Source organism: Paradevosia shaoguanensis, from assembly GCF_016801025.1.
GTDB lineage: Bacteria > Pseudomonadota > Alphaproteobacteria > Rhizobiales > Devosiaceae > Paradevosia > Paradevosia shaoguanensis.
The window spans coordinates 2,974,388-2,994,873 of record NZ_CP068983.1; the positions used below are offsets into that span (position 1 = coordinate 2,974,388).

Below are 20,486 nucleotides of genomic sequence, written 5' to 3' on the forward strand. Positions count from 1 at the left end.
GTCTAGTTGCCCATGCAGAAGTAGCCGTTGGGGCCATTCATGCAGAAGCTGGCGCCGGGGCGCGGACGCGGCGGCGGGCGGTGACCCCAGCCGGGGCCAGGGCCGGGACCGGGGCGCCAACCATCATTCCAACCCCAATCGGGGTAGACCGGCGGGCGCGGATAGATCGGGTAGACCGGCGGACGCGGCGGGCGCGGGCGATAGTAATCGCCGCCACCCGAGGACAGGTAATTGGCCGAAACCCAGCCGTCAGGACCCGGCTTGCTGATGAAGCACCAGCTGCCGCGGCACTGCTGGACATCGACGCGATCGCCGCGCTGGAGCACATCGACGGCGCGATAGCCGGTGCCCGGGCCGGACCGGACATTGACATTGCTGGTGGCAAAGGCAGGCGCAGCCATGGCGGCGCCGGCGGTTACCGCGAAAGCGAGGGCCGCAAGGCCGCCCGCCAGGATTTTCTTACGCAAAGCAGACATCTGTCGTCTCCTCGGTGGTCTTCTTGGTGGAGAAACCTCCCATGACCCCTATTGGATGCCTGTGCGCCTGAACGCAGGCTGAACGAAATGGCGACAATGCGCGGGGAGCACGAAGCGCGCCTCGGGGCGAGGCCGGAAGGGATGCGACGGCTGTCGAGCTTGCTGGAGACGGGCGGAAGCGCGAGGCGGCGCGAGGTCCGTGCTGCGTGCCCGGTTTCCGCCTGCGCCGAAATCCGCACGCGACCTCGCGGTCGCTGCGGTTTGGGGCGGGATAGCGGGCTGGGGCGAGGTCTGCCTCATCCGTATTGATTTAGTAGCGAGGCTCGCCTCGCCCCAGCGCGACAGGGATAGACAACCCGTACACGCAAGTTGCCCGCGGGCGCACCCCGGGCCGGTCACGTCGCACTTAGGCCGGGAACGGGGCGACCCCCGCTCCACCTGTCTCCCCGAACCCGGCGAACGCATCGGACGCTTGCGGCGCCCGATCCGCCCACCGGCCGCCGACACCTCGTCAGTGCCGCGCCTTGCGGAGGGATGGCCCCATGTTAGCGCGGGCGGCGAGAAGGGGGATAAGTTTGCTTCAGCGCCAGAGAACGGTGCCGTCCTCGTCTTCATCGCCGTCGCGCTTTTCCAGGTAGACGCGCTCGCCGGGCAGCAGCCATTCCTGCACGTCGCGATCGAAATGGCCGTGCCGGCGCGACAGCGCCTCGATCGCCGCCTTCGCCTGCTGGACCGCCAGGTTCGCCGCGGCGACGGTCACCGGCTGGTCGCGCGGCAACATCCTGACGAAAGCCGCCGACAGCTCGCGCGAAACCACCTTTCGCGCCAGCCGCATGACGTCGTTGACCGTCACCAGATCTGTGGCGCCGAGTACCTGCTCGGGCGGCAGGCCGTAGGCCCAGGTGCTGAGCCGAGACAACTGGCTGCGGGCTGCAATGATGCGGGCGAAGTAGGCGTTGGTGAATGTAGCAGGCAAGGGAAACCCCTCCATGGTTGAGGAGGGGGAATTGTGGGGGTGGTGGAGAGTAAGGGGGATAAGACCTCCAACGTATCACGACGCTCGCAAACTCAGATCTGGAGAGGATGCTATGTAGTCTTTTGATCGCCACGGGGCTTTCATAGAGACAAATTGTTCGTGTGCTTCCACGGAAAGGTCGTTCTACGATGCCTGAGTGGCGTGCGCTTCTGCTCAGGACAATTCAAATTCGGATAAGCAATGCCCTACTACAAATTTCGTTCCTACTATCCATCCGCGGACGCTCTCGCCACGGAGTCACCGGGGGGGCGGCAAGTTTTCAGCTAAAGTTTGGGGGAAATTTCGCCACGCTCGACTTATACGGTAGCTTTCACTGCAAGTGCATGGTTGCGTAAATTACCTGCAGTTTGGAGGGCGATTGACGTTTTGTTCTCGTTATGTTCTTAATTGAAAACGCAGCGAGTTCGGGATCCGATCCATGACCTAATGGTTTTTTCGGAGAAAGATCGAATCGATGTGGCTGCGTGGAAGCTACTGAATACACGCGAAGTCCAGCGACTCAGGCGCATCCGGCAGTTGGGCGTTTCGGAGTTGATATATCCATCTGCAACTCATACGCGCTTCGCTCATTCGGTCGGAGTATTTCATCTTGCGCGCCGTCTAATTCAGATAGTGAAACGAGAAATTGATGAAGGGCGGGTTCAGGGTGAGCAGTTTGACGAACATCGTGCAAATGTTGCTCTAATGGCCGCGCTTCTGCATGACATTGGTCATGGCCCCTTCAGCCACGCGTTCGAAGAAGCTCGCAAATCAATAGCCTTGAAGCATCTTGGAAAAGAGGCTGCGAAAATAAAGAAACACGAAGGGTTTACTGCAGACCTTATCTTAGCTCAAGATAGTCAGATTTCTAGCATCCTTGAGACGGTTGACGTCTCTGCTGAGGAGGTGGCTAGCCTAATCCGGTCTGAAAATCCTGTAGATATGTACCATGCCGTTGTTTCTAGCTCATTTGATGCGGATAGATTAGATTATTTGCAGCGTGATCGTTATATGACTGGTACTGGGTCAGGTGCAATTGACATAGATTGGCTGCTTGACAATGTTAGAGTAGCTGAAATCGATGTTTCGCCGCCTGAGGAGGGTAGTAATCAGGGCATATATACCTATAGTTTTTGCTTGGGTCATAAAGCGCGCGATGCCGCGGAAGATTTTTTGCTAGCGCGCTATCGATTATATGCCAACGTTTACCTTCACAAGACTACCCGGGGCCTCGAGCAACTGGTTGCGGCGTTCTTTGCGTCGTTAGCGGAGCGCGTAGCTAGCCAGGGGGCTGTCCCCGGCTTGTCGAACTCGCATCCTCTGGTTCAATTTTTTTCCAAGGATGGAGAAACGCTGGCTAACTATCGCTCACTTGACGATAGCGTCGTCATTGGTGCGATGCACGAAATTGTCCGAGCAGGCGGTGGGCAAGAGGCTGATTTTGCTCGTCGTTTTCTGTATCGCGAAAAGATGTATTGTATCGATTTGCAAAATGAGTTTCCTGAAATGAAGGAGGAGAGTCGAAAATTCAAGCATAAGATAGAGGCTGAATTTAAATCGGTTATGGGTATTACTGTATTTAAAGACGAGGTAAGGCTGTCTATTTATGGCGAGATTGGGGCTGACGACAGTCGGGCGCAGAAGCGATTGATGATTCAGTTGCCGAATCGCTCCTTGCGGGAGATAACGGATTTCGCTGACGCTACGATCCAAGCGTCGATTCGGCAGCGTAGTTTCGAGCGTTATTACTTCGTTAACCATGCCGACTTCAAGCTTGCGTCGGAGACTGCGGCAGAGATTCGGGGGAAGTTGCATGTCCGTTGATATCTCTCACCTCGTTATGGCGCTGGGCGGTACGGTTGTTGGCAAGATCCGGCTACAAAAAGTGGTTTATCTACTGGATCAGCTAGGCCTAGATAGTGGTTTTGATTTTGACTACCACCACTATGGTCCATACTCTGCCGGCTTGGCTGAAGCAGTCGACTTGAAAATCATATTTGGTGATTTGTCAGAAGAGCAAAGACGTCGCCAAAGTGATGGTGTGCCTTATACCGTTTTTACTGCTAATACTGATGTCGGACGCTTTAAAGGTGAAGACGTTGGTGATTTGAAGTGGCTGGATGTCGAAAGATATTCGGCGCTGTTTGAAAAATACTCTGCGACCACACTCGAGCTCGCCGCCACGGCATTTTGGTTGGCGCACGAGGAGCAGTACACGGATTGGCGCTCGGAGCTGGTGAAGCGGAAGGGTGTTAAGACTGAGAACGGTCGCGTGGAACAAGCTACGCAATTGTTAAAAGAGTTGGGCTTGTCGCTAAAGTAGCACGGTAGGCGAAGCGCTACCTGCCGCCCCACGGATTCACCATGAACTGGAACGGCGTCACCCGCATCTTTGCGGCCATCCCCACGAGATAGCCAGCGCGGACCCAGCCGCCGGCGAGGTCGGGGGTGAGTTCGGGGCCGAGTTGGCACCAGTCGCCGTTGCGGGTGCAGTGTTCGAGCGTGACTTGCTGGTTCTTGGCCAGGTTGCCGATGACGGGGGCCGTCCAGCCGGGGGCGGTGCGGACCTGGAGGATGGCTGTGCTGCGGGCGGTCGGTTCGGCGGCCTGCGCGGGCGTGAGGAACGGCATCGTGGCCAGGAGGGCGAGGGCGGAGAGGGTCAGGGATTTGGCTTTTTGCGTGCGCATGGCGGGACTCCTCGGAAAGTGAATCAGGATTTGAGAGGCGGATTGGTTCCGGGTCAATTGGGTGTGATCGGGCTGGGGGATGAGGGTGTTCGCGGGTGAGTTTGGGGGGCTGGCTTACCCCCCCCCTGTCCCCTCCCCGCAAGGGGGAGGGAGATTGGGGGCGCGTTCCGTGGGGGAGGTTGTGGGAGGGCGCTGCGGCTTCGCGGGGCCGGCCCTTGTGGGGCCGGCATGAGGCGGGTCAGTCGGCGCTGAGGTCGGCGCCTTCGAGGGTGTCGAGTTCCATTTCGCGCAGGCGCTTGATTTCGTCGCGGAGGCGCGCGGCGCGTTCGAATTCGAGGTTGGTGGCGGCTTCGCGCATCTGGGCTTCGAGGTCCTTGATGACGGCGGCGAGGTTGGCGCCGACCTGGACCTGTTCCTTGCCGTCCTTGCCCTTGCCGATCGAGACCGTGACGTGGTCGCGCTCGGCCACCGAATCTACGATGTCGAGGATGTTGGAGCGCACCGATTGCGGGGTGATGCCGTTGGCCTCGTTGTAGGCCACCTGCTTTTCGCGACGGCGGTTGGTTTCGGCCAGCGCCCGCTCCATCGAGCCGGTGGTGTTGTCGGCATAGAGGATGACACGGCCATCGACGTTACGCGCGGCGCGGCCGATGGTCTGGATGAGGGAGGTTTCCGAGCGCAGGAACCCTTCCTTGTCGGCGTCGAGGATGGCGACGAGCCCGCATTCGGGGATGTCGAGGCCTTCGCGCAGGAGGTTGATGCCGACGAGGACGTCGAAGGCGCCAAGGCGCAGGTCGCGGATGATCTCTATGCGCTCGATGGTGTCGATGTCCGAGTGCATGTAGCGCACGCGGATGCCCTGCTCGTGCATGTATTCGGTCAGGTCCTCGGCCATCTTCTTGGTGAGGACGGTGACGAGGGTGCGGTAGCCGTTTTTCGAGGTCTGGCGGATCTCGTCGACGACGTCGTCCACCTGGCTCTTGGCCGGGCGGATCTCGACGGGCGGGTCGATGAGGCCGGTGGGGCGGATGACCTGCTCGGCGAAGACGCCGCCGGTCTGCTCCATTTCCCATGAGCCCGGCGTGGCCGAGACATAGACCGATTGCGGGCGCATGGCGTTCCACTCCTCGAAGCGCAGCGGGCGATTGTCCATGCAGGAGGGGAGGCGGAAGCCATATTCGGCGAGGGTCGCCTTGCGGCGTAGGTCGCCGCGATACATGGCGCCGAGCTGGCCGATGGTGACGTGGGACTCGTCCACGAACACCAGCGCGTTGTCGGGCAGGTATTCGAAGAGCGTCGGCGGGGGCTCGCCGGGGCGGCGGCCGGAGAAGTAGCGCGAATAGTTCTCGATGCCGGCGCAGGAGCCGGTGGCTTCCATCATCTCCAGATCGAAGAGCGTGCGCTGTTCGAGGCGCTGGGCTTCGAGGAAGCGGCCGGCGCCGTTGAGTTCCTGGAGGCGCGCGGCAAGCTCCTGCTTGATGAGCTTGATGGCCTGGTTCATCGTCGTGCGCGGCGTGACGTGGTGGCTGTTGGCGAAGACGCGGATGAAGGTGAGGTCGGACGACTTCTTGCCGGTCAGCGGATCGAACTCGGCGATGGATTCCACCTCGTTGCCGAAGAGGGTGATGCGCCAGGCGGCGTCTTCATAGTGGGCCGGGAAGAGTTCGATGGTGTCGCCGCGAACCCGGAAGGTGCCGCGCACGAAGCCGGTGTCGCCGCGCTTGTATTGCAGGGCGACGAGCTTGGCGAGGAGCTCGCGCTGGTCGATCTTCTCGCCCTTCTGCACGTCGATGGTCATGGCCGTATAGTCTTCGACCGAGCCGATACCGTAGATGCAGGAGACCGAGGCGACGATGATGACGTCGTCGCGTTCGAGCAAAGCGCGGGTGGCCGAGTGGCGCATCCGGTCGATCTGCTCGTTGATGGTGGATTCCTTCTCGATATAGGTGTCGGTGCGCGGGACGTAGGCCTCGGGCTGGTAATAGTCGTAGTAGGAGACGAAGTACTCGACCGCGTTTTCCGGGAAGAAGGATTTGAACTCGCCATAGAGCTGGGCGGCCAGCGTCTTGTTGGGGGCGAGGATCAGGGCCGGGCGGTTGGTGCGGGCGATGACCTGGGCGGCGGTGAAGGTCTTGCCCGAGCCGGTGACGCCGAGCAGGACCTGGTCGGTCTCGCCGTTCTCGATGCCTTCGATGAGTTCGCCGATGGCGGTGGGCTGGTCGCCGCGCGGCTCGTAATCGGTGACGAGCTTGAAGGGGATGCCGCCTTCGCGCTTGTCGGGGCGCTCGGGGCGGTGGGGCACCCAGGGGGCGGAGCCCTCCACTTCCTTGCGGCCGTGGAGGATGATGTCTTCGAGGGCCCGGACGGTGGCGCTGATGCCGACGGTGGCGGCGCCTTCGAGGGACGAGCCGCGCTTCTTCGACTTGGCCTTGGCGGTATCGAGCGCTTCGCGCAGCTTGCCCAGGACTTCCGGGTCCTTGGCGGCTTCGCGGGAGATGTCGCGCGCGGTCATGCGGTCGCGGGCGGCGCCGGAGGGCATGTGGTTGAAGCCGGCCTGGATGCCTTCCTCGAGGCCGGGCAGGTTGGTGGGGCGATCCACCGAATTGGCCTTGGACTTGGGGGCCTTGAGCGCCATGCCAGTGGCGGTGTCGCGCTTGGACTGGGTGGTGCGGCGCTTTTCGAGCGCGGTTTTGGGCGCAGGTTTGGCGGCTTCCTCGGCGGCGGCGCGATCGGCACGGTCGAGGGCGCGCTTGTTGCGCAGGCGCTCCTGGGGCAGGGGCTTGCTCGCGGCCAGATCCTCGGCCTTCTCGATCTCGCCCAGGAAGTCGTCGATGGAGAATTCGGCTTTGCCCGGACGGGCGGATTTCTTTTCGGAGGCCATTGTCGATCCGTCTGCTGGCGCGGAGGCAGTTTCCTCCGACGCTCCCACGATAGATAGGGCTCGTGACAGGTTATGTCAGTAGTGGCGTGATTGGTTGCCTCTGCTTAGCACGGCATGAACGTAAAGGGAACAGGGGCATAGGCGCCAAACGTAGATGTAGGGCAGCGATACGCGATTGCCAGAGCGACGGCGAGAGGCCTGCATGGCAAGAGGGATGGAGGAAGCGAGGTGGTGTTCATGGACATCGTGAAGGGCGGCAATCTGCTGGTGGCGTTCCTGGTGGAACTGGCGATGCTGGCGGCGTTCGTCGTGTGGGCGTTGAGTCTGGAGCAGGCCGGTTGGCTCAAGTGGGTGACCGCGGCGGTGGCGGTGGTCTTGGCGGCGACGGCCTGGGGCATCTTCGCGGCGCCGAAATCCGGAACGCGGCTGGGCGAGCCGTGGCTGACAGTCTTCAAGGTCGCGCTGTTCGCCCTAGCGGCGCTCGCCCTCCATGCGGCAGGCCAGACGGAATGGGGTTTGGCGCTGGGCGTCGTGGCTGCCGCGAACCTGGTGCTGATGCATGCCTGGGGACAGGCCTAAGGAAGCGGCACCGCTGGCTTGCCGGGAGTTATGCTGCTGCGACCAGTCTTGCGGTGATAGGTCAGGGCCGCACGGAGGCACAGTGCAAGTGGTGCCTGCGGCAATGGGGCTGTCGTCGGGACGATGATCGCACGATTGCCTTCGAAGGCAAAAATATCGGCGAAGCTGGCGCGGAATGCCTCGATCAGATTGGTCTTGCAGTTGAGTAGTACTGCACCGGCATCGGGAGCCGATTTGGTGGCGCCCAGTCGAATGGTGGTGCCGCTTCTGCTGGCTTCGGTCAAGTAAGCCGGTTCGCCCCATTTGAGCGTTTCGGTGAGCGGGCCGACACCTTCGGTCTGCGTTGCCACGGCAAATATGAGCGCACGAATTTCCAGCAGGCGCGCGCCCACAGGCGCGGGATAGTGCGACAGGGCCCGGGCAACGGGCTCGGGAACCGGCGGGGCGTTCATGGCGCGGACTTGAGCGGGAGGTGGATGTCCGTTCGCAGTTCGGTCTGCGGTACATGGCGCGGATCGTTGAGGTAGGCTTCAAAGATCGGAGCATCGGCGGGTTCCTGACCGGACGCGGGCAACCAGACGCCCAGGAGCCAGCGATAGGCCCCGCGCATGTCGGCATAGGGGCCGATATAGCTCAGCTTCGCATAGGGGCCGCCGCGCAGGACGGTTTCAACCAGCGGTGGATCGATCGACAAAGAGCCGGTGATCGGCAGGCAGGCCCGCGAGCACAGCGCCGCCTCGGCGCCGAGATCCGGATCATCGAAAAAGAGCCCGATCATCTCGGGCTGAGCGGGCAAGGCCCGGCGCGCGACCAGCTCCGCGAAGAGCCTCCCCATTGCATGGTCGATGGCCATGTAGGAGCCGGTATGATCGATGCCCGCGCAGCGCCGCTCGGGCAGATATTCGATCGTCACGGGGAAAGCATGCGCATCGCCGACGGCGTTGGCGGCCTTGAAGTCGGCATGCGAACCGCTGGCGCGATAGGCCGCCGGGCCGACGCCGAATGCATCCCTGAAGGCGCGGCCGAAGGTGTCGGCGAATCCGTATCCGGCGCGCTTCGCGACGGCCTCGAGAGCCATGTCCGAGTTGGAGAGACGTTCGGCAGCCCGCTGGAGCCGTAGCCTGCGAATGGTGGCGACGATGGTTTCGCCGCGCATGGCCGAGTAGATGCGGCTCCAGTGATAGGGCGAAAGGCACGCAACTTCCGCCAGCCGGTCGAAGGAAAGGTCGTCCTCCAGATGGGCGTAGACGTAGTCGAGCATCCTGTTCAGACGGTCGTTATAGCTGTCCTGGATGTGCATCGAGACCTCGGTCATGCTTCAAGTCATAGAGACTCTTCGCACGACATGGACAGGCAAATCCTGCGGATCTGCCCGCCCCGACGATCGAGGAGGCAGGATGAGGCTGACCCAGCCTGCCCGGATATTCCTAGAACTGCGGCGGCTTGGGCGGCAGTTCGGCCGAGAGAAAGGCCGGGACGGCGAGTTTCATGATTTCGACGTTGAGCGGATTGAAGAAGACGCCGACATGCGAGCTGCCGGGCAGGATGAGCATCTGCGTCTTGGAGAGACCGTTGATATCGCCGTTCTCGGTACCGCCGAGGAGCTTGTAGAGGGATTCAAGATGGCCGAGCGTGACGATGTCGGCATCTCCGCCGATGAGCAGAGTGGGCGACTTGATGGCCTTGATCTCGGTCTCCGGCCAGGAGAACGGCGCTTCGAGCGCGATCATCTTGACGGCGAAATCACGGAAGTGCTCGGGCGTAGGCGAAAGGCGCTTGTATTCGGCCTCGAGCGGGCCGCCGATGAACATTTCCGGTGTCATGGTGGCGACCATGGCGTCGTAGCCTTCGGCGAGGCCTTCGGAGGAATAGCCGGCTGAGGCGGCAACCAGGCGGTTGACCTTTTCCGGGTGGCGGATGACGAGCTGCAGGGCGATGCCTGCGCCCATGGAATAGCCGAAGATGTCGGCTTTCTCGACGTCGAGCGCATCGAGGGCGGCGGCGACATCGTCGGCCATGCCTTCATAGGTGATGGGCGTGTCGCGATCGGTGGTGCGACCGTGACCTTGCATTTCAAGGGCGATGACCTTGTGGTCTTTGGCGAGGGTCGGGATGAGGCCGGCCCAGTTGGTGTCGATATTCATCCAGGCGCCATGGATCAGCACCAGCGGCTCGCCCGAGCCGTGGACCTCGTAGTACATTTCAAGGCCATTGACGGGGAGCGTGCCGGACTGATCCTGGGCGAAGGCGGGAGCGGCGAACAGGGTGGCGACCGCAAGGGCGGCCAAAGCGGTGATCTTCATGGTCGTATCCTCTCGTTTTCGGTTCGGGCTGTTGCCCTTCCTGCCAACACGACGAACGAGGATATGGAAGATCGACACGCCCCCGACGATTTTTCGCGGGGGGCGTGCGGAGCGGGAAGCTTGTGGCTCAGAAGGACGTGACGCCGAAGCCGAAGGAGACGCCGCCGCCAGGCCCGACACCCATGCCGAAGCCGAAGCTGGGCTCGACCGGGGTGATCTCGACGATCTCGTCGTCGTCATCATCATAGCCGTAGTCGAAATCGAGCTTGCTCTGCTTGACCCAGCCATCGGGGCCCGGGTGCTTGATGTAGCACCAGCCGTAATCGCAGCCGGTGACGTTGACCTCTTCGCCGGCATAGAGCGTATCGACCCAGCTGCCGTAGGAACTGGCGTCGTCGCGGACCTTGACGGTGCCGGTGGCGACGGCGGGGGAGGCGTAAGCGGCTGCCGCGGAGAGCGCGAAAGCAGCAGCGGCGGCGAGCGTGGCAATCGAGAACTTGTTCATGGCGGTAGCCCTTTGTCCCTGTCAGCGGCGCGGGGCCGCGGTTCATGGCGAGGAGATTGCGCCGTGCCGGCTGAACCGTGGCTGAATGGGAGTGCCCAAATTCTGCTGGAGGTGTGGCAGCACTCGGCTAGGGTGGTGGCCGAATAGTGCGGGTGAGGGGGAACGGTTGCTCAAGGCGCTGGTCTGGATAGGTGCGGCGGTAGCGCTGGTTGCGGTCGGAGTGCTCGTGGCGTTCCAGGTGAGCCCGTGGCCGGGAGCAATGCTGATCCGGCGGGCTTTCGACGAAGGGGCGCGGCATACTTCGGAGGCTCTCCAGAAGCATGTGCCTGCGGGGATCGGGGCGATGCTCGACGTGTCCTATGAACCGGGAGATGCGGCGGCCAGGCTCGATGTCTACTTTCCCGAGGGACGATTGGGGCCTGATGGGGCGTTGCCGACCGTCGTGTGGGTGCATGGCGGGGGTTGGGTATCGGGGAGCAAGGCGCAGATCGGGGAATATGCGCGGATACTGGCGGACAAGGGCTTCACCGTCGTCAGCGTGGACTATTCCATTGCGCCGGAGAGCACTTATCCGATGCCGGTGCGGCAGGTGAACAGGGCGCTGGCATTCCTGGCGGAACAGGGCGCGCAGTTGCATGTGGATGGCAGCCGCATGTTCCTCGCCGGAGATTCGGGCGGAGCGCATATCGTGGCGCAGGTAGCCAACGTGGTGGCGGTGCCGGACTATGCCGCGGCGATGGGCATTTCTCCGGGGATCGATCCAGACCAGCTCATCGGGATATTGCTGTTCTGCGGTGCCTATGACATGGCGCTGGCCGATCTTGACGGCCCCTTCGGCAGTTTCATTCGCACGGTGCTGTGGGCCTATAGCGGCAGCAAGGATTTTCAGGACGATCCGGCGTTCAAGACGGCCTCGATCGTCGACTACGTCACCGCGGCCTTTCCGCCGGCCTTCATATCGGTGGGCAATGCCGACCCGCTCAAGCCGCATTCGACGGAACTGGCAAAGAAGCTCGACGACGTGGGGGCCAGCGTCGAGACACTGTTCTTTCCTGACGATTACCAGCCACAGCTGCAGCACGAATATCAATTCGACCTGGACTTGGCGGCGGCGCAGGAGGCGCTGACGCGGGCGGTGGCGTTTCTCCGTGCCAGGGCCGGGGAATAGATTTTCTGCTTTTTTTGAGGGGCGCGTGTCGATTCCGGCAACTGGCGTTCGTCGTGTCAGCGAAACCCAAGCAAGGAAGGGAAACGTCATGACTGCCGAAATCCAGAACAAGGCCGAAGATAGCAATCGCGAGCTGGTGCTGACCCGCTTGATCGATGCGCCGCGCGAGCGCGTGTTCGCAGCCTGGACACAGCCGGATCTGCTCAAGCAATGGTTCGCGCCGCGGCCCTGGTCGACGCCGGTCGCCGAGCTCGATGTGCGTACGGGTGGCTGGAACTACGTGGTGATGCGCGACCAGGACGGAAACGACTATCCGAACCGGGGCATGTACCTGGAAGTCGTGCCGAACGAGAAGATCGTCTTCACGGACGCCTATACGGGCGACTGGCAGCCTTCGGACAAGCCGTTCTTCACGGCGGTGCTGACCTTCGAGGACGAAGGCGGCAAGACGCGGTACACGGCGCGGGCGCGGCACTGGACGGTGGAAGATCGCCAGGTGCACGAGAAGATGGGATTTCACGAGGGTTGGGGCATGTGCGCCGACCAGCTCGAGGAATTGCTCAAGCGCGGTTGAGGACCAAAAACGGGGCCCTGGTGGCCCCGTTTTCATTTGGTCAGGCGTGGGCCGGGTTGGCGTTGGCCGGTACGCGTGGGTCGGGCTTGTGGGCCTCGTGGTGGCGGTGGTGGTAGGCCGCCTGAAGCTTGTTGAGGCGTACGACGATGCGCATGACGGCCAGCGAGAGCGGAATGGCGAGGATGTCGCCGCCCAGGCGGAAGATGTTGCCGAGGAGCAGGCTGCCGATATCGTCCTTGCGCGACACCACGATGATGATGATCGCGACGGTAAGCAGCGCATTGCTGACCAGCCAGAGGAACCACCAGAGCGCCAAGGCGTCGGAGCGGCGGTTGCGATAGGGCGCGTCCGGATCGGCGCTGATCGACCAGACCTCGAAGAAGGCCTGGTAGGGGCGGAAGATGTTGAAGACGGGCACGAAATACCACCAGACGGCGGAGCCGGGCGTAAAGCGCATGGGTTTTACGGCGAGGGCGTGGGCATTGCGGGCGACGCGATAGACCCACATGAGAAAGAGGATGCCGACGATAATGCCGATGGCGCCGTGTACGGCGCTGACGAGGTTATGGCGCTCTTCGGTTTCGAGTACGGCGTTGATGACGGCATCGGAGGCGACGCCCTTTCGCAACTGCACCAGCGGCAGGCGGGCGAGGAAGCCGGTGACGACGGCGATTGCAGCTGCCAGCAGGTTGAGCAACAGGAACAGCAGAAGCCAGCGGCTGAGTTTTCTGGGTGCGGCATAGGCCGGACGTGGCAAATCGGTCATTTCTCCCCCCATCATGCGCGTTTGACGCTTCCTCCTCCTTGAATTGTTGTCAGGTTGTTGAGGAGCTGTCGAGACTTACCAAGCAAAAACGCCGTCCCGGGGGACGGCGTTGCTTGTCGAAACGGAAAATCGTCGCTCAGTGGACTTTGTAGGACGAGATCACGTCGTTCCAACTGCCGCCGACATTGGCCTTGGACGAGACCCAGGTGGAGCAGCCACCGCCGAACATGATGTCCCGGCAGACAGTTACCTTGGCGCCGCCAGAGAGCTTGACCGAGGAAATGCGGTCGTTCCAGGCCGGATCGATGACGCTTTCGCTGGTGCCGGCATTCTCGCAGAAGGAGGCGCCGCCGTAGTTGATGTGCTCGAAGAAGCAGACCTTGGGCGAGGGTGCCGGGGGATGCGGGAAGGGGCCGTTGCCGACGCCGACCGATACCTGCGGGCCATCCGGGCCGATGGTGAAGCCGAAATTGAACGGGATCTGCTTGTTGCCCTGCTTGATCGCGAGGTAGTTGCGGCTCACCCAGCCATCGGGGCCGGGGCGCTGCACATAGCACCAGGAGCCCTGGCAGGTCTTCACGTTCACCTGCTCGCCGGCATAGAGCACGCCGATCTTGGCGCCGCCCGGAGCGTTGCGGAGGTTGACGTTGCTGGTGGCGACGGCGGGAGCGGCAAGCGCGGCGGCGGTGGAGCCGATGACTGCGACAGCGGCAACAGCCGCGATGGTGATCTTCTTGGTCAGCATGATGGTGTTTCCTCTGTTGTGACAGCGACTTAGCGCGTCGCCGTTCTGAGGCTGAGAAAACACTGCCGCGGCTGAACCCCTACTGAACGCGGCGTTTAGGGTGCCTGGGGATTTTGTTCAGGAAAGCGAAAAAACCCGCCTTCGGGGCGGGTTTTTCAGTGCTTGCCGATGTCGAGGGCTAGTAGACGCGGAACGAGGAGACCGCGCCGCCCAGGCCTTCGGGGAGGTACTTCTTGTCCCTGACGATGCGGACGCAATAATTGGTCAGGTTGAAATCGCGGCAGACGAGGGCGGAGCTGTTGCCGTTGAGCTGGATGGAGCGCACCTGGTTGTCGCGATTGAGCAAAGCGAGGTCGCTGACATAGGTGCCCGAGGCGACGCAGAAGCTCTTGCCGGTGAAATTCGTGCCCGAGAAGAAGCAGACCTGGCCGGGAGCGCGGAACGGCGAGTGGAAGCGCGGGCCATCCCAGCCGGGCGTCTGGCCGAAATCGAGCTGGTGCAGCGGGAACCAGCCGGCCTGGCGACCAGCCCGGATCTGGCACCAGCGGCCGGTGCAGCGATCGACCAGCACGCGGACCTTGCCATCGACGGCGCCGGCCTGCGGATAATTGGTGCCCGGCCCGCCGAGAAGAATGCCGGCATTGTTGGTCCAGGCGTTGGAGCCATAGAGGTGGGGCTTGTCGGCGAGGGCCGCCTGCGGGGTGAGCGCGATGAGCAGCACGCCGACAAAGGCGGAAACCAGGGTGGTCAAGGAGAGGGTCTTGAGACGATGCATCCTAAAAGCTCCAAACCTGCAATGTGTTGCGAGGCTAGCGCGATGCGACCAGGGTTCCAAACAGAAAATGAAAACGCCGCGCGGTGAAGCGCGGCGTTCCTGAAGCAAATCTTTCAGATCTTAGTAGACCTGGATGGACGAGATGGAGCCATCGAACCGGCCCAGATTGTAGGCGTCGGTAGTGTAGACGCGGCAATCGCCACGGAAGTTCGGGCGGGTGCAGACGCGGACCTGCAGCCCATCACCGTTCTCGATTGAGCCGATCATGCTGTCCCAACGGCCGAGCTGGGCGATGCGATCACCGGATTCAGCGCAGAAGCTGCGGCCACGCAAGCCGGGGCTTTCGTAGAAGCAGACTTCACCGAAGTTCGGCTGCGGCATGGGCGGGCGCGGCCCCGGGCCCGGACGCGGCGGGATCGGACGGACCGGGGGAACCGGCGGCTGGCCGATACCGATGGAAACACCACCAGGGCCAACGGAAATGCCGAAGTTCGGATCGGGATTGACCGGGCCGATGACCTGGTTGCCGCCGCCACCACCGCCGCTGCGCGACAGGTAGTTGGAGGAGACCCAACCAGAGACGTTGCGGCCCACGATGTAGCACCAGGTGCCGCGGCAATCCTGCATATCGACCCGCTGGCCGGAGCTCAGCACGCCGACAACGGCGCCGCCCGGGCTGGAGCGGACATTCACATTGCTGGTGGCGGTAGCCGGCGCCGCCGAGGCGACGGACGGCAGCAGCGTAAACATGCCGGCCGCGGCTAGCGCGAGGCCCGCCAGCGCGGTGCGCAGGGTCTTGGCCATCTGACGTTTCATTGGACGCTCCTCGTCTTCTTAGACAGATATGGTCTTGGCAGAAACGAGATCCCGAGAACCTTGGTTCCGCGCTGCTTCTGCTCGTCGTGTGCAGTTAGACAGGGTTAGATGAATGGCTGCTGAACGGCAACGAACGAGAAATATCGAGCACCATGTCGAATTTCGGGCAAGGGCGGCGTCATAGGCGCATTCCCCACACAGGGGCGGCATAGAACGGGAGAAGAGCGATGAAATACATGCTGTTGCTGATCGGCGACGAAAGTGTCTGGATCAATTCCACCGACGAAGAAAAGCGCGCCATCTTCGCCATGCACGAGAAGCTGGGTGAGGAACTGGCCAAGAAGAATGCGTTCCTCGCCGGGGAAGAACTGGATCACTCCTCGACGGCCACGACCGTGCGCAACGAAGGCGGCAAATCGCTGGTTACGGACGGGCCCTATGCGGAGGTGGCCGAGCATCTGGGCGGCTTCTACCTCATCGAAGCCGACGATCTCGACGAGGCGCTGCGCTATGCCAAGATGCTGCCGGGGACAGTCGAGGTAAGGCCGGTGGTGGAGCACTGATGCAGGAAGCGCTGGCGGCGGCTTATCGTGAACATTGGGCACGGCTGCTGGCGCTTCTTACCAAGCGGTTCGGCGATATCGATCTGGCGGAGGAGGCCTTGCAGGAGGCCTTTGCAGCGGCAAGCCGGGCGTGGATGGAGGAACGGCCGGCAAACGCGGCCGGATGGTTGATGATTACGGCGCGGCGCAAGGCGCTGGACAAGCTGCGTCGGCAGGCGGCGCTTTCACGGCGGCATCGGTTCGCATGGATGGGGGCGGATGTTGGGGAGGTCGAGGAGGAAGGCCTGCCGGATGAGCGACTGGGGTTGCTCTTCATGTGCTGTCATCCGGCACTGTCGCGCGAGGCGCAGGTGGCGCTGACGCTCCGAGCAGTGGCGGGTATTTCGACCGAGGCGATTGCCGGGCTGTTTCTGGTGCCGGTACCGACGATGGCGGCCCGGCTGACGCGGGCCAAGAACAAGATCAGGGCGGCGCGGATACCGTTTCGCGAACCGCAGGCCGATGAACTGGCGGAACGGATGGCCGGCGTGATGGCCGTGATCTACCTGATCTTCACCGAAGGCTATGTGCCGCGCGAGGGCGTCGCAGTGACGCGCGCCGAGCTGTGCGAGGAGGCGGTGAGGCTGGGGCGGGCGCTCTGCGAGGTGGCGCCCGCCAATAAGGAGGCGCGAGCGCTGCTGGCGCTGATGCTGCTGCAGAACGCGCGACGCGACGCGCGGCTGGGGGCGGATGGCGAGGTGCTGACACTCGACCAGCAGGATCGCTCGCTCTGGCGGCACGACGAGATCGCCGAGGCGGTGACGTTGCTTGAGGGCATCGGAGGAAAGGGATTTGCAGGGGCGTACCATCTGCAGGCAGCCATTGCAGCGGAGCATTCGCGGCCGTGGCGACCGGCGGACTGGCAAGTGGTGGCGCAGCTCTATGCGTTGCTGGAGGCGGTGCAGCCCTCGCCGTTCGTGCGGCTCAATCGAGCGGTTGCCGTGATGGAGGCGTTCGGCCCGGAGCGAGGACTGGAACTGCTGGCGGATGTCGAGGAACAGTTGGCGGGGCACGGCCCGATGCATCTGGCGCGGGGCGAGATGCTGTTGCGCGCCGGGCAAAGCGAGGCGGGCAAGGCGGCGATCGGGCGGGCGCTGGAGCTGAGCAGGAAGGTGGGGGAGAGGCGGTATCTGGAGGGGCGGTTGCGGGAGATTGGGTGAGGCTGCGACAGGGACAGTGGTTGGCTCCGCGCCCCCTCATCCGGCGCTGCGCGCCACCTTCTCCCACAAGGGGAGAAGGGGCGTGGAGACTGCTTCCAGGCCTATTCGGCGCGGCGTGGTTCGATCTTGCGCTTCTTGCCGTCTTCGCCCATGGCGACATAGACGAAGCTGCCTTCGGTGACCTTGACGTGGCCGCCGATGCGGTTGCGGCGCGCCCAGGCTTCCATGGCGATGGTGATCGAACTGGTGCCGATGCGCTTGACGCGGGTGAAGACTTCGAGGACGTCGCCGACCTTGACCGGGGCGATGAAGGTCATCGCTTCGACGGCTACCGTGACGACGCGGCCATTGGCGTTTTCGACGGCGGCGATGGCGCCGGCGATATCCATCTGCGAAAGCACCCAGCCCCCGAAAATGTCGCCGGCGGCGTTGGTGTCGGCCGGCATGGCCAGGGTGCGGATGGTGAGCGAGCCGGTGGGCTCGGGCGTGGGATCAGTGATCATGCGTGGTTCCTGCAGGCGGCCAGCGGCCGGTCTCTTCCTCCCAGTGACGACGGCACAGGGAAACATAGACGGTCTTCTCAATCGAGACCTGATCGCCGATGGTGAGCGCGTGTCCCTCGGCGTCTTGTCGCACCACCATGGTGGCCTTGGCCCCGCAATGGCAGATGGTGCGCACTTCGCGCAGCACATCGGCGATGGCGAGGAGTTCGGAGGAACCGGGGAAGAGCTTGCCCTGGAAATCGGTGCGCAGGCCGAAGCTCATGACGGGGATGCCGAGGCGGTCGGCGACGCGGGCGAGCTGCCAGACCTGGGGAGCAGTGAGGAACTGGGCTTCGTCGACGAAGACGCAACTGATCGGGGTGGCCGCGTGCTGGTCGCAGATGCGGGCGAAAAGGTCGGTCTCCTCGGTATAGAGCTCCGCTTCAGCGCTCACGCCCAGGCGCGAGGAGATGAGGCCGATGCCATCCTCGGCATAGAGGGCGGAGGTGAACAGCATCGTGTTCATGCCGCGCTCGCGGTAATTGTAGGATGCCTGGAGCAAGATGGTCGATTTGCCGGCGTTCATCGCGGCATAGGAGAAGTAGAGCTTTGCCATTGGGGCCTTCCGTTATCGCCCCGTTGTGCCGCAGGCAGCCGGGCTGCGCGACTGGGAATCGCGGGAAGCGCACAAAAAAAGACCGCCGGGCGAGGGCGGCCTAAAAGCCGGGCGAGGCCGGCGAATAGGAACGCGGGGTTGGCGGCCGCGTTCAGGAGCCAGGGCTCACAGGTTGGGCGGGGTGAGCCGGGCGGGTCCGGAGCCAATGGGGGTTGGCCGGGACAGTGCGACGGTATTGGCGTTGTGTGACGTCGCAGTGACGGGGCTGTGACGGCCACGAGATTTTCGTGAGGCAGGAATGGGACTAGCGCGGCAGGGTGAGCCTGGCGCGCAGGCCGCCCATTTCGCTGTCCTCGAGGGTCAGCGTGCCGTTGTGGTTGCGGGCCGTGGTCAGGGCGATGGCGAGGCCGAGTCCGAAGCCTTCGTGGGATTCCGAGCGGGAGGAATCGCCGCGCATGAAGGGCTGGAGCATCTGCTCGCGCTGGTCGGCGGGAATGCCCGGACCATTATCCTCGATATCGATGATGAGGGGGCCGTCGGCATTGGCCGCGAGGGTTATCCGGCATTGGGTGCCGTGATGAAGGGCGTTCTCGATGAGATTGGTGACGGCGCGGCGGAAGGCCTCCTCGCGAATGCGGGCGGTGACGTGGGCGGGGCCACGATAGTCCACGGCCTTGCCGGTATCGGTGTAGTCATCGCTGAGTGCCTGGAGGAAGGACGCGAGGTCGACGCGCTCGAGCGGAGGCAGCGCGCTCGGGTCGCGCAGGAGGGAGAGCACGGCGTTGATCATGTCAGTCATCTGCGCCAGGTCGCGCAGGATGGCTTCGCGGGTGACGTCGTCGGGAATGAATTCGGCGCGCAGGCGCATGCGGGTCACGGGCGTGCGCAGGTCGTGGCCGACGGCGGTCAGCATCATGGTGCGGTTCTTGACCAGCGAGTCGATGCGGTCGCGCATGCGGTTGAGGGCGATGGCAACGGTGCGTAATTCCGCCGGGCCGGTCTCGGGCAGCGCGTCGTGGTCGCCATCGGGCGTGTATTCGGCCACGGCCTGGGCGAAATTGCGCAGGCGGGTCGAGAGGACGCGGGTGGCCCAGACGAGGAGGGCGATGGCGCCGATGGCCGCGAAGATCAGCGTATTGGTGCGCGGGTTGAGGAGTGGCGGGGTGGGCGCGGAGAAGGGGAGATTGACGCGCAGGTGCATCTCGTCGGGCAGGGCGACGGTGACCGTACGCGGCTCGCTGCCGGTATGCGGATCGACGGTGGCGATGATGTCTTCGCCGAGGTCTCGGGTGAGGAAATCGGGGGCGGTCTCGCCGCCGGGTACGATCATCGGCGTGCCCGCGCCGCCAATGATGCTCAGGTCGATATCCGGATTGGAGCGGTTGGCGGCGGCGACGATGAGCTGGCGCTCTTCCATGCCGGGGGCATCGGCGATGAGGCGGATGATGGCGGCGATCGAGCGGGCCTGCATGCGCAGGTTCTCATCGGGATTGTGCCGGGTGTCGGTGAGGTTGACGAGGGCCAGGGCGATCAACTGACTCAAAGCCACAGTGGCCAGCAGCAGGAGGACGATCTGTCCGGAAATGCCGTTGGGCCAGAGGGATTTGAGGGCCTTGATCATAGTTCCGAAACGTCGGGGGCGAAGCTGTAGCCGGAGGACCGCACGGTGAGGAGGATGACCGGATCGCGCGGGTCCTTCTCGATCTTCTGGCGCAAACGCGACACAAGGATGTCAACGCTGCGGCCGGACGAGCCATTTTCGCGGCCCTGGGTGAGATCGATGATCTCCTCGCGCGAGAGGACGCGGCCGGCCTGCTCGCAGAAGACCTGCAGCAGGTCGAATTCGGCGGAGGTCAGCGTGACGCGCGAGCCGGTGGGGTCGAGCAGGCGGCGGGCCTGAATATCGAGCTGCCAGCCATCGAACGCGTAGCCGCGGACCGCCTTGCTGGCGGGCTGCGGCTCACCGGTGTGGCGGCGGAGCACGGCGCGGATGCGGGCCAGCAGTTCGCGCGGGTTGAAGGGTTTGCCGACATAGTCGTCCGCGCCCATTTCGAGCCCGATGATGCGCTCGATATCGTCGGAGAGGGCCGTCAACAGGATGATCGGGATGTTGGAGGTGGCGCGGAGGCGGCGGCAGATGGTGAGGCCATCTTCGCCCGGCAACATGCGATCGAGAACGATGAGGCTGATAGACTGATCCTTGAGGATCCTGTCCATCTCGCGACCGTCGGTGGCAACGCTGACGCGCAGGCCGTTGAGTTCAAGGAACTGGGCTACCAGATCGCGGATCTGCCGGTCGTCTTCGACCACGAGGATGTGCGGCGTCTTCATATGCC

23 protein-coding genes are annotated in these 20,486 nt (G+C 63.3%); 7 read left to right on the forward strand and 16 right to left on the reverse strand.

The genetic code is table 11. The features are described 5' to 3' along the window. Positions 1-2: 2 nt before the first annotated feature. On the reverse strand, positions 3-476 hold the full coding sequence (locus tag JNE37_RS14210) for an SH3 domain-containing protein (RefSeq protein ID WP_203063409.1): 474 nt from the start codon (positions 474-476) through the stop codon (positions 3-5). Positions 477-1,056: 580 nt separating this feature from the next. Beyond that, positions 1,057-1,452 (reverse strand): hypothetical protein, encoded by a 396-nt coding sequence (locus JNE37_RS14215; RefSeq protein WP_035092366.1) that lies wholly within the window; start codon positions 1,450-1,452, stop codon positions 1,057-1,059. Positions 1,453-2,124: 672 nt separating this feature from the next. Here JNE37_RS14215 and JNE37_RS14220 point away from each other — a divergent pair. Both JNE37_RS14220 and JNE37_RS14225 read left to right on the forward strand, forming a co-directional pair. Further along, positions 2,125-3,315 (forward strand): HD domain-containing protein, encoded by a 1,191-nt coding sequence (locus tag JNE37_RS14220; protein ID WP_246513280.1) that lies wholly within the window; start codon positions 2,125-2,127, stop codon positions 3,313-3,315. Further along, complete coding sequence (locus JNE37_RS14225; protein WP_203063413.1) at positions 3,305-3,814, forward strand: hypothetical protein; 510 nt, start codon at positions 3,305-3,307, stop codon at positions 3,812-3,814. The genes JNE37_RS14220 and JNE37_RS14225 overlap by 11 nt, the downstream gene beginning before the upstream one ends. A gap of 16 nt (positions 3,815-3,830) precedes the next feature. Here the strand turns inward: JNE37_RS14225 and JNE37_RS14230 are convergent, their stop codons facing one another. Then, positions 3,831-4,178, reverse strand: coding sequence for an SH3 domain-containing protein (locus JNE37_RS14230; RefSeq protein WP_203063415.1), 348 nt, complete (start codon positions 4,176-4,178; stop codon positions 3,831-3,833). 238 nt (positions 4,179-4,416) lie between these two features. Then, positions 4,417-6,813 carry an excinuclease ABC subunit UvrB gene (gene uvrB / locus JNE37_RS14235; RefSeq protein ID WP_379125252.1) on the reverse strand — a complete coding sequence of 799 codons (2,397 nt, stop codon included), beginning with the start codon at positions 6,811-6,813 and terminating at the stop codon, positions 4,417-4,419. Between the two features lie 483 nt (positions 6,814-7,296). On the opposite strand from uvrB, the gene JNE37_RS14240 reads away from it, so the two are divergent. Beyond that, positions 7,297-7,638, forward strand: a complete 342-nt coding sequence (locus JNE37_RS14240; RefSeq protein ID WP_203063417.1) for a YrdB family protein — start codon at positions 7,297-7,299, stop codon at positions 7,636-7,638. Here the strand turns inward: JNE37_RS14240 and JNE37_RS14245 are convergent. The 4 genes from JNE37_RS14245 to JNE37_RS14260 form a co-directional block, all read right to left on the reverse strand. Then, positions 7,635-8,090: a DUF1801 domain-containing protein gene (locus JNE37_RS14245; RefSeq protein ID WP_203063419.1), complete on the reverse strand. Its 456-nt coding sequence runs from the start codon at positions 8,088-8,090 to the stop codon at positions 7,635-7,637. The genes JNE37_RS14240 and JNE37_RS14245 overlap by 4 nt on opposite strands. Beyond that, the gene (locus tag JNE37_RS14250; protein WP_246513284.1) at positions 8,087-8,953 is read right to left on the reverse strand and encodes an AraC family transcriptional regulator; all 867 of its coding nucleotides are present in this window, start codon (positions 8,951-8,953) and stop codon (positions 8,087-8,089) included. Before JNE37_RS14250 ends, JNE37_RS14245 begins: the two co-directional genes overlap by 4 nt. 112 nt (positions 8,954-9,065) lie before the next feature. Next, the gene (locus JNE37_RS14255; RefSeq protein ID WP_203063420.1) at positions 9,066-9,941 is read right to left on the reverse strand and encodes an alpha/beta fold hydrolase; all 876 of its coding nucleotides are present in this window, start codon (positions 9,939-9,941) and stop codon (positions 9,066-9,068) included. A 127-nt stretch (positions 9,942-10,068) separates the two neighbouring features. After that, complete coding sequence (locus JNE37_RS14260) at positions 10,069-10,446, reverse strand: SH3 domain-containing protein (RefSeq protein ID WP_203063421.1); 378 nt, start codon at positions 10,444-10,446, stop codon at positions 10,069-10,071. 166 nt (positions 10,447-10,612) lie between these two features. Here JNE37_RS14260 and JNE37_RS14265 point away from each other — a divergent pair, with 166 nt between their 5' ends. Beyond that, positions 10,613-11,614 (forward strand): alpha/beta hydrolase, encoded by a 1,002-nt coding sequence (locus JNE37_RS14265; protein WP_246513285.1) that lies wholly within the window; start codon positions 10,613-10,615, stop codon positions 11,612-11,614. A gap of 88 nt (positions 11,615-11,702) precedes the next feature. Then, positions 11,703-12,188, forward strand: coding sequence for an SRPBCC family protein (locus tag JNE37_RS14270; RefSeq protein ID WP_035028305.1), 486 nt, complete (start codon positions 11,703-11,705; stop codon positions 12,186-12,188). Between the two features lie 40 nt (positions 12,189-12,228). Here JNE37_RS14270 and JNE37_RS14275 read toward each other — a convergent pair whose 3' ends face one another. The 4 genes from JNE37_RS14275 to JNE37_RS14290 all read right to left on the reverse strand — a co-directional run bounded on the left by JNE37_RS14275 (position 12,229) and on the right by JNE37_RS14290 (position 15,290). Further along, the gene (locus JNE37_RS14275) at positions 12,229-12,954 is read right to left on the reverse strand and encodes a DUF4328 domain-containing protein (RefSeq protein WP_160176298.1); all 726 of its coding nucleotides are present in this window, start codon (positions 12,952-12,954) and stop codon (positions 12,229-12,231) included. Positions 12,955-13,090: 136 nt separating this feature from the next. Next, positions 13,091-13,699, reverse strand: a complete 609-nt coding sequence (locus JNE37_RS14280; protein ID WP_203063425.1) for an SH3 domain-containing protein — start codon at positions 13,697-13,699, stop codon at positions 13,091-13,093. Between the two features lie 178 nt (positions 13,700-13,877). Next, positions 13,878-14,474, reverse strand: a complete 597-nt coding sequence (locus tag JNE37_RS14285; RefSeq protein WP_035028302.1) for a peptidase inhibitor family I36 protein — start codon at positions 14,472-14,474, stop codon at positions 13,878-13,880. A gap of 120 nt (positions 14,475-14,594) precedes the next feature. Continuing rightward, a complete protein-coding gene (locus JNE37_RS14290; protein ID WP_052152315.1) occupies positions 14,595-15,290 on the reverse strand; it encodes an SH3 domain-containing protein in 696 nt (231 codons plus the stop codon). A gap of 227 nt (positions 15,291-15,517) precedes the next feature. On the opposite strand from JNE37_RS14290, the gene JNE37_RS14295 reads away from it, so the two are divergent. Together JNE37_RS14295 and JNE37_RS14300 are read left to right on the forward strand one after the other, a co-directional pair. Beyond that, positions 15,518-15,853: a YciI family protein gene (locus JNE37_RS14295; RefSeq protein ID WP_035028300.1), complete on the forward strand. Its 336-nt coding sequence runs from the start codon at positions 15,518-15,520 to the stop codon at positions 15,851-15,853. Next, positions 15,853-17,052 carry an RNA polymerase sigma factor gene (locus tag JNE37_RS14300; RefSeq protein ID WP_203063426.1) on the forward strand — a complete coding sequence of 400 codons (1,200 nt, stop codon included), beginning with the start codon at positions 15,853-15,855 and terminating at the stop codon, positions 17,050-17,052. Before JNE37_RS14295 ends, JNE37_RS14300 begins: the two co-directional genes overlap by 1 nt. 101 nt (positions 17,053-17,153) lie before the next feature. On the opposite strand, the gene JNE37_RS14305 is transcribed toward JNE37_RS14300, so the two are convergent. The 4 genes from JNE37_RS14305 to JNE37_RS14320 all read right to left on the reverse strand — a co-directional run bounded on the left by JNE37_RS14305 (position 17,154) and on the right by JNE37_RS14320 (position 20,481). Then, on the reverse strand, positions 17,154-17,555 hold the full coding sequence (locus JNE37_RS14305) for an acyl-CoA thioesterase (protein ID WP_035092345.1): 402 nt from the start codon (positions 17,553-17,555) through the stop codon (positions 17,154-17,156). Further along, the gene (locus JNE37_RS14310; protein WP_203063428.1) at positions 17,545-18,150 is read right to left on the reverse strand and encodes a thymidine kinase; all 606 of its coding nucleotides are present in this window, start codon (positions 18,148-18,150) and stop codon (positions 17,545-17,547) included. Before JNE37_RS14310 ends, JNE37_RS14305 begins: the two co-directional genes overlap by 11 nt. Before the next feature lie 304 nt (positions 18,151-18,454). Continuing rightward, positions 18,455-19,771: an ATP-binding protein gene (locus JNE37_RS14315; protein ID WP_203063430.1), complete on the reverse strand. Its 1,317-nt coding sequence runs from the start codon at positions 19,769-19,771 to the stop codon at positions 18,455-18,457. Further along, entirely contained in the window at positions 19,768-20,481 is a 714-nt protein-coding gene (locus JNE37_RS14320) for a response regulator (RefSeq protein ID WP_035028272.1), read from the reverse strand. Before JNE37_RS14320 ends, JNE37_RS14315 begins: the two co-directional genes overlap by 4 nt. Positions 20,482-20,486: the final 5 nt, after the last annotated feature.

What these genes read in the sequence shown, in the direction of transcription:
- JNE37_RS14210 (WP_203063409.1), bottom strand. Translation starts at nt 476, where the DNA reads ATGTCTGCTTTGCGTAAGAAAATCCTGGCGGGCGGCCTTGCGGCCCTC.
- JNE37_RS14225 (WP_203063413.1), top strand. Translation starts at nt 3,305, where the DNA reads ATGTCCGTTGATATCTCTCACCTCGTTATGGCGCTGGGCGGTACGGTT.
- JNE37_RS14230 (WP_203063415.1), bottom strand. Translation starts at nt 4,178, where the DNA reads ATGCGCACGCAAAAAGCCAAATCCCTGACCCTCTCCGCCCTCGCCCTC.
- uvrB (WP_379125252.1), bottom strand. Translation starts at nt 6,813, where the DNA reads ATGGCGCTCAAGGCCCCCAAGTCCAAGGCCAATTCGGTGGATCGCCCC.
- JNE37_RS14240 (WP_203063417.1), top strand. Translation starts at nt 7,297, where the DNA reads ATGGACATCGTGAAGGGCGGCAATCTGCTGGTGGCGTTCCTGGTGGAA.
- JNE37_RS14245 (WP_203063419.1), bottom strand. Translation starts at nt 8,090, where the DNA reads ATGAACGCCCCGCCGGTTCCCGAGCCCGTTGCCCGGGCCCTGTCGCAC.
- JNE37_RS14250 (WP_246513284.1), bottom strand. Translation starts at nt 8,953, where the DNA reads ATGACCGAGGTCTCGATGCACATCCAGGACAGCTATAACGACCGTCTG.
- JNE37_RS14255 (WP_203063420.1), bottom strand. Translation starts at nt 9,941, where the DNA reads ATGAAGATCACCGCTTTGGCCGCCCTTGCGGTCGCCACCCTGTTCGCC.
- JNE37_RS14260 (WP_203063421.1), bottom strand. Translation starts at nt 10,446, where the DNA reads ATGAACAAGTTCTCGATTGCCACGCTCGCCGCCGCTGCTGCTTTCGCG.
- JNE37_RS14270 (WP_035028305.1), top strand. Translation starts at nt 11,703, where the DNA reads ATGACTGCCGAAATCCAGAACAAGGCCGAAGATAGCAATCGCGAGCTG.
- JNE37_RS14275 (WP_160176298.1), bottom strand. Translation starts at nt 12,954, where the DNA reads ATGACCGATTTGCCACGTCCGGCCTATGCCGCACCCAGAAAACTCAGC.
- JNE37_RS14280 (WP_203063425.1), bottom strand. Translation starts at nt 13,699, where the DNA reads ATGCTGACCAAGAAGATCACCATCGCGGCTGTTGCCGCTGTCGCAGTC.
- JNE37_RS14285 (WP_035028302.1), bottom strand. Translation starts at nt 14,474, where the DNA reads ATGCATCGTCTCAAGACCCTCTCCTTGACCACCCTGGTTTCCGCCTTT.
- JNE37_RS14290 (WP_052152315.1), bottom strand. Translation starts at nt 15,290, where the DNA reads ATGAAACGTCAGATGGCCAAGACCCTGCGCACCGCGCTGGCGGGCCTC.
- JNE37_RS14295 (WP_035028300.1), top strand. Translation starts at nt 15,518, where the DNA reads ATGAAATACATGCTGTTGCTGATCGGCGACGAAAGTGTCTGGATCAAT.
- JNE37_RS14300 (WP_203063426.1), top strand. Translation starts at nt 15,853, where the DNA reads ATGCAGGAAGCGCTGGCGGCGGCTTATCGTGAACATTGGGCACGGCTG.
- JNE37_RS14305 (WP_035092345.1), bottom strand. Translation starts at nt 17,555, where the DNA reads ATGATCACTGATCCCACGCCCGAGCCCACCGGCTCGCTCACCATCCGC.
- JNE37_RS14310 (WP_203063428.1), bottom strand. Translation starts at nt 18,150, where the DNA reads ATGGCAAAGCTCTACTTCTCCTATGCCGCGATGAACGCCGGCAAATCG.
- JNE37_RS14315 (WP_203063430.1), bottom strand. Translation starts at nt 19,771, where the DNA reads ATGATCAAGGCCCTCAAATCCCTCTGGCCCAACGGCATTTCCGGACAG.
- JNE37_RS14320 (WP_035028272.1), bottom strand. Translation starts at nt 20,481, where the DNA reads ATGAAGACGCCGCACATCCTCGTGGTCGAAGACGACCGGCAGATCCGC.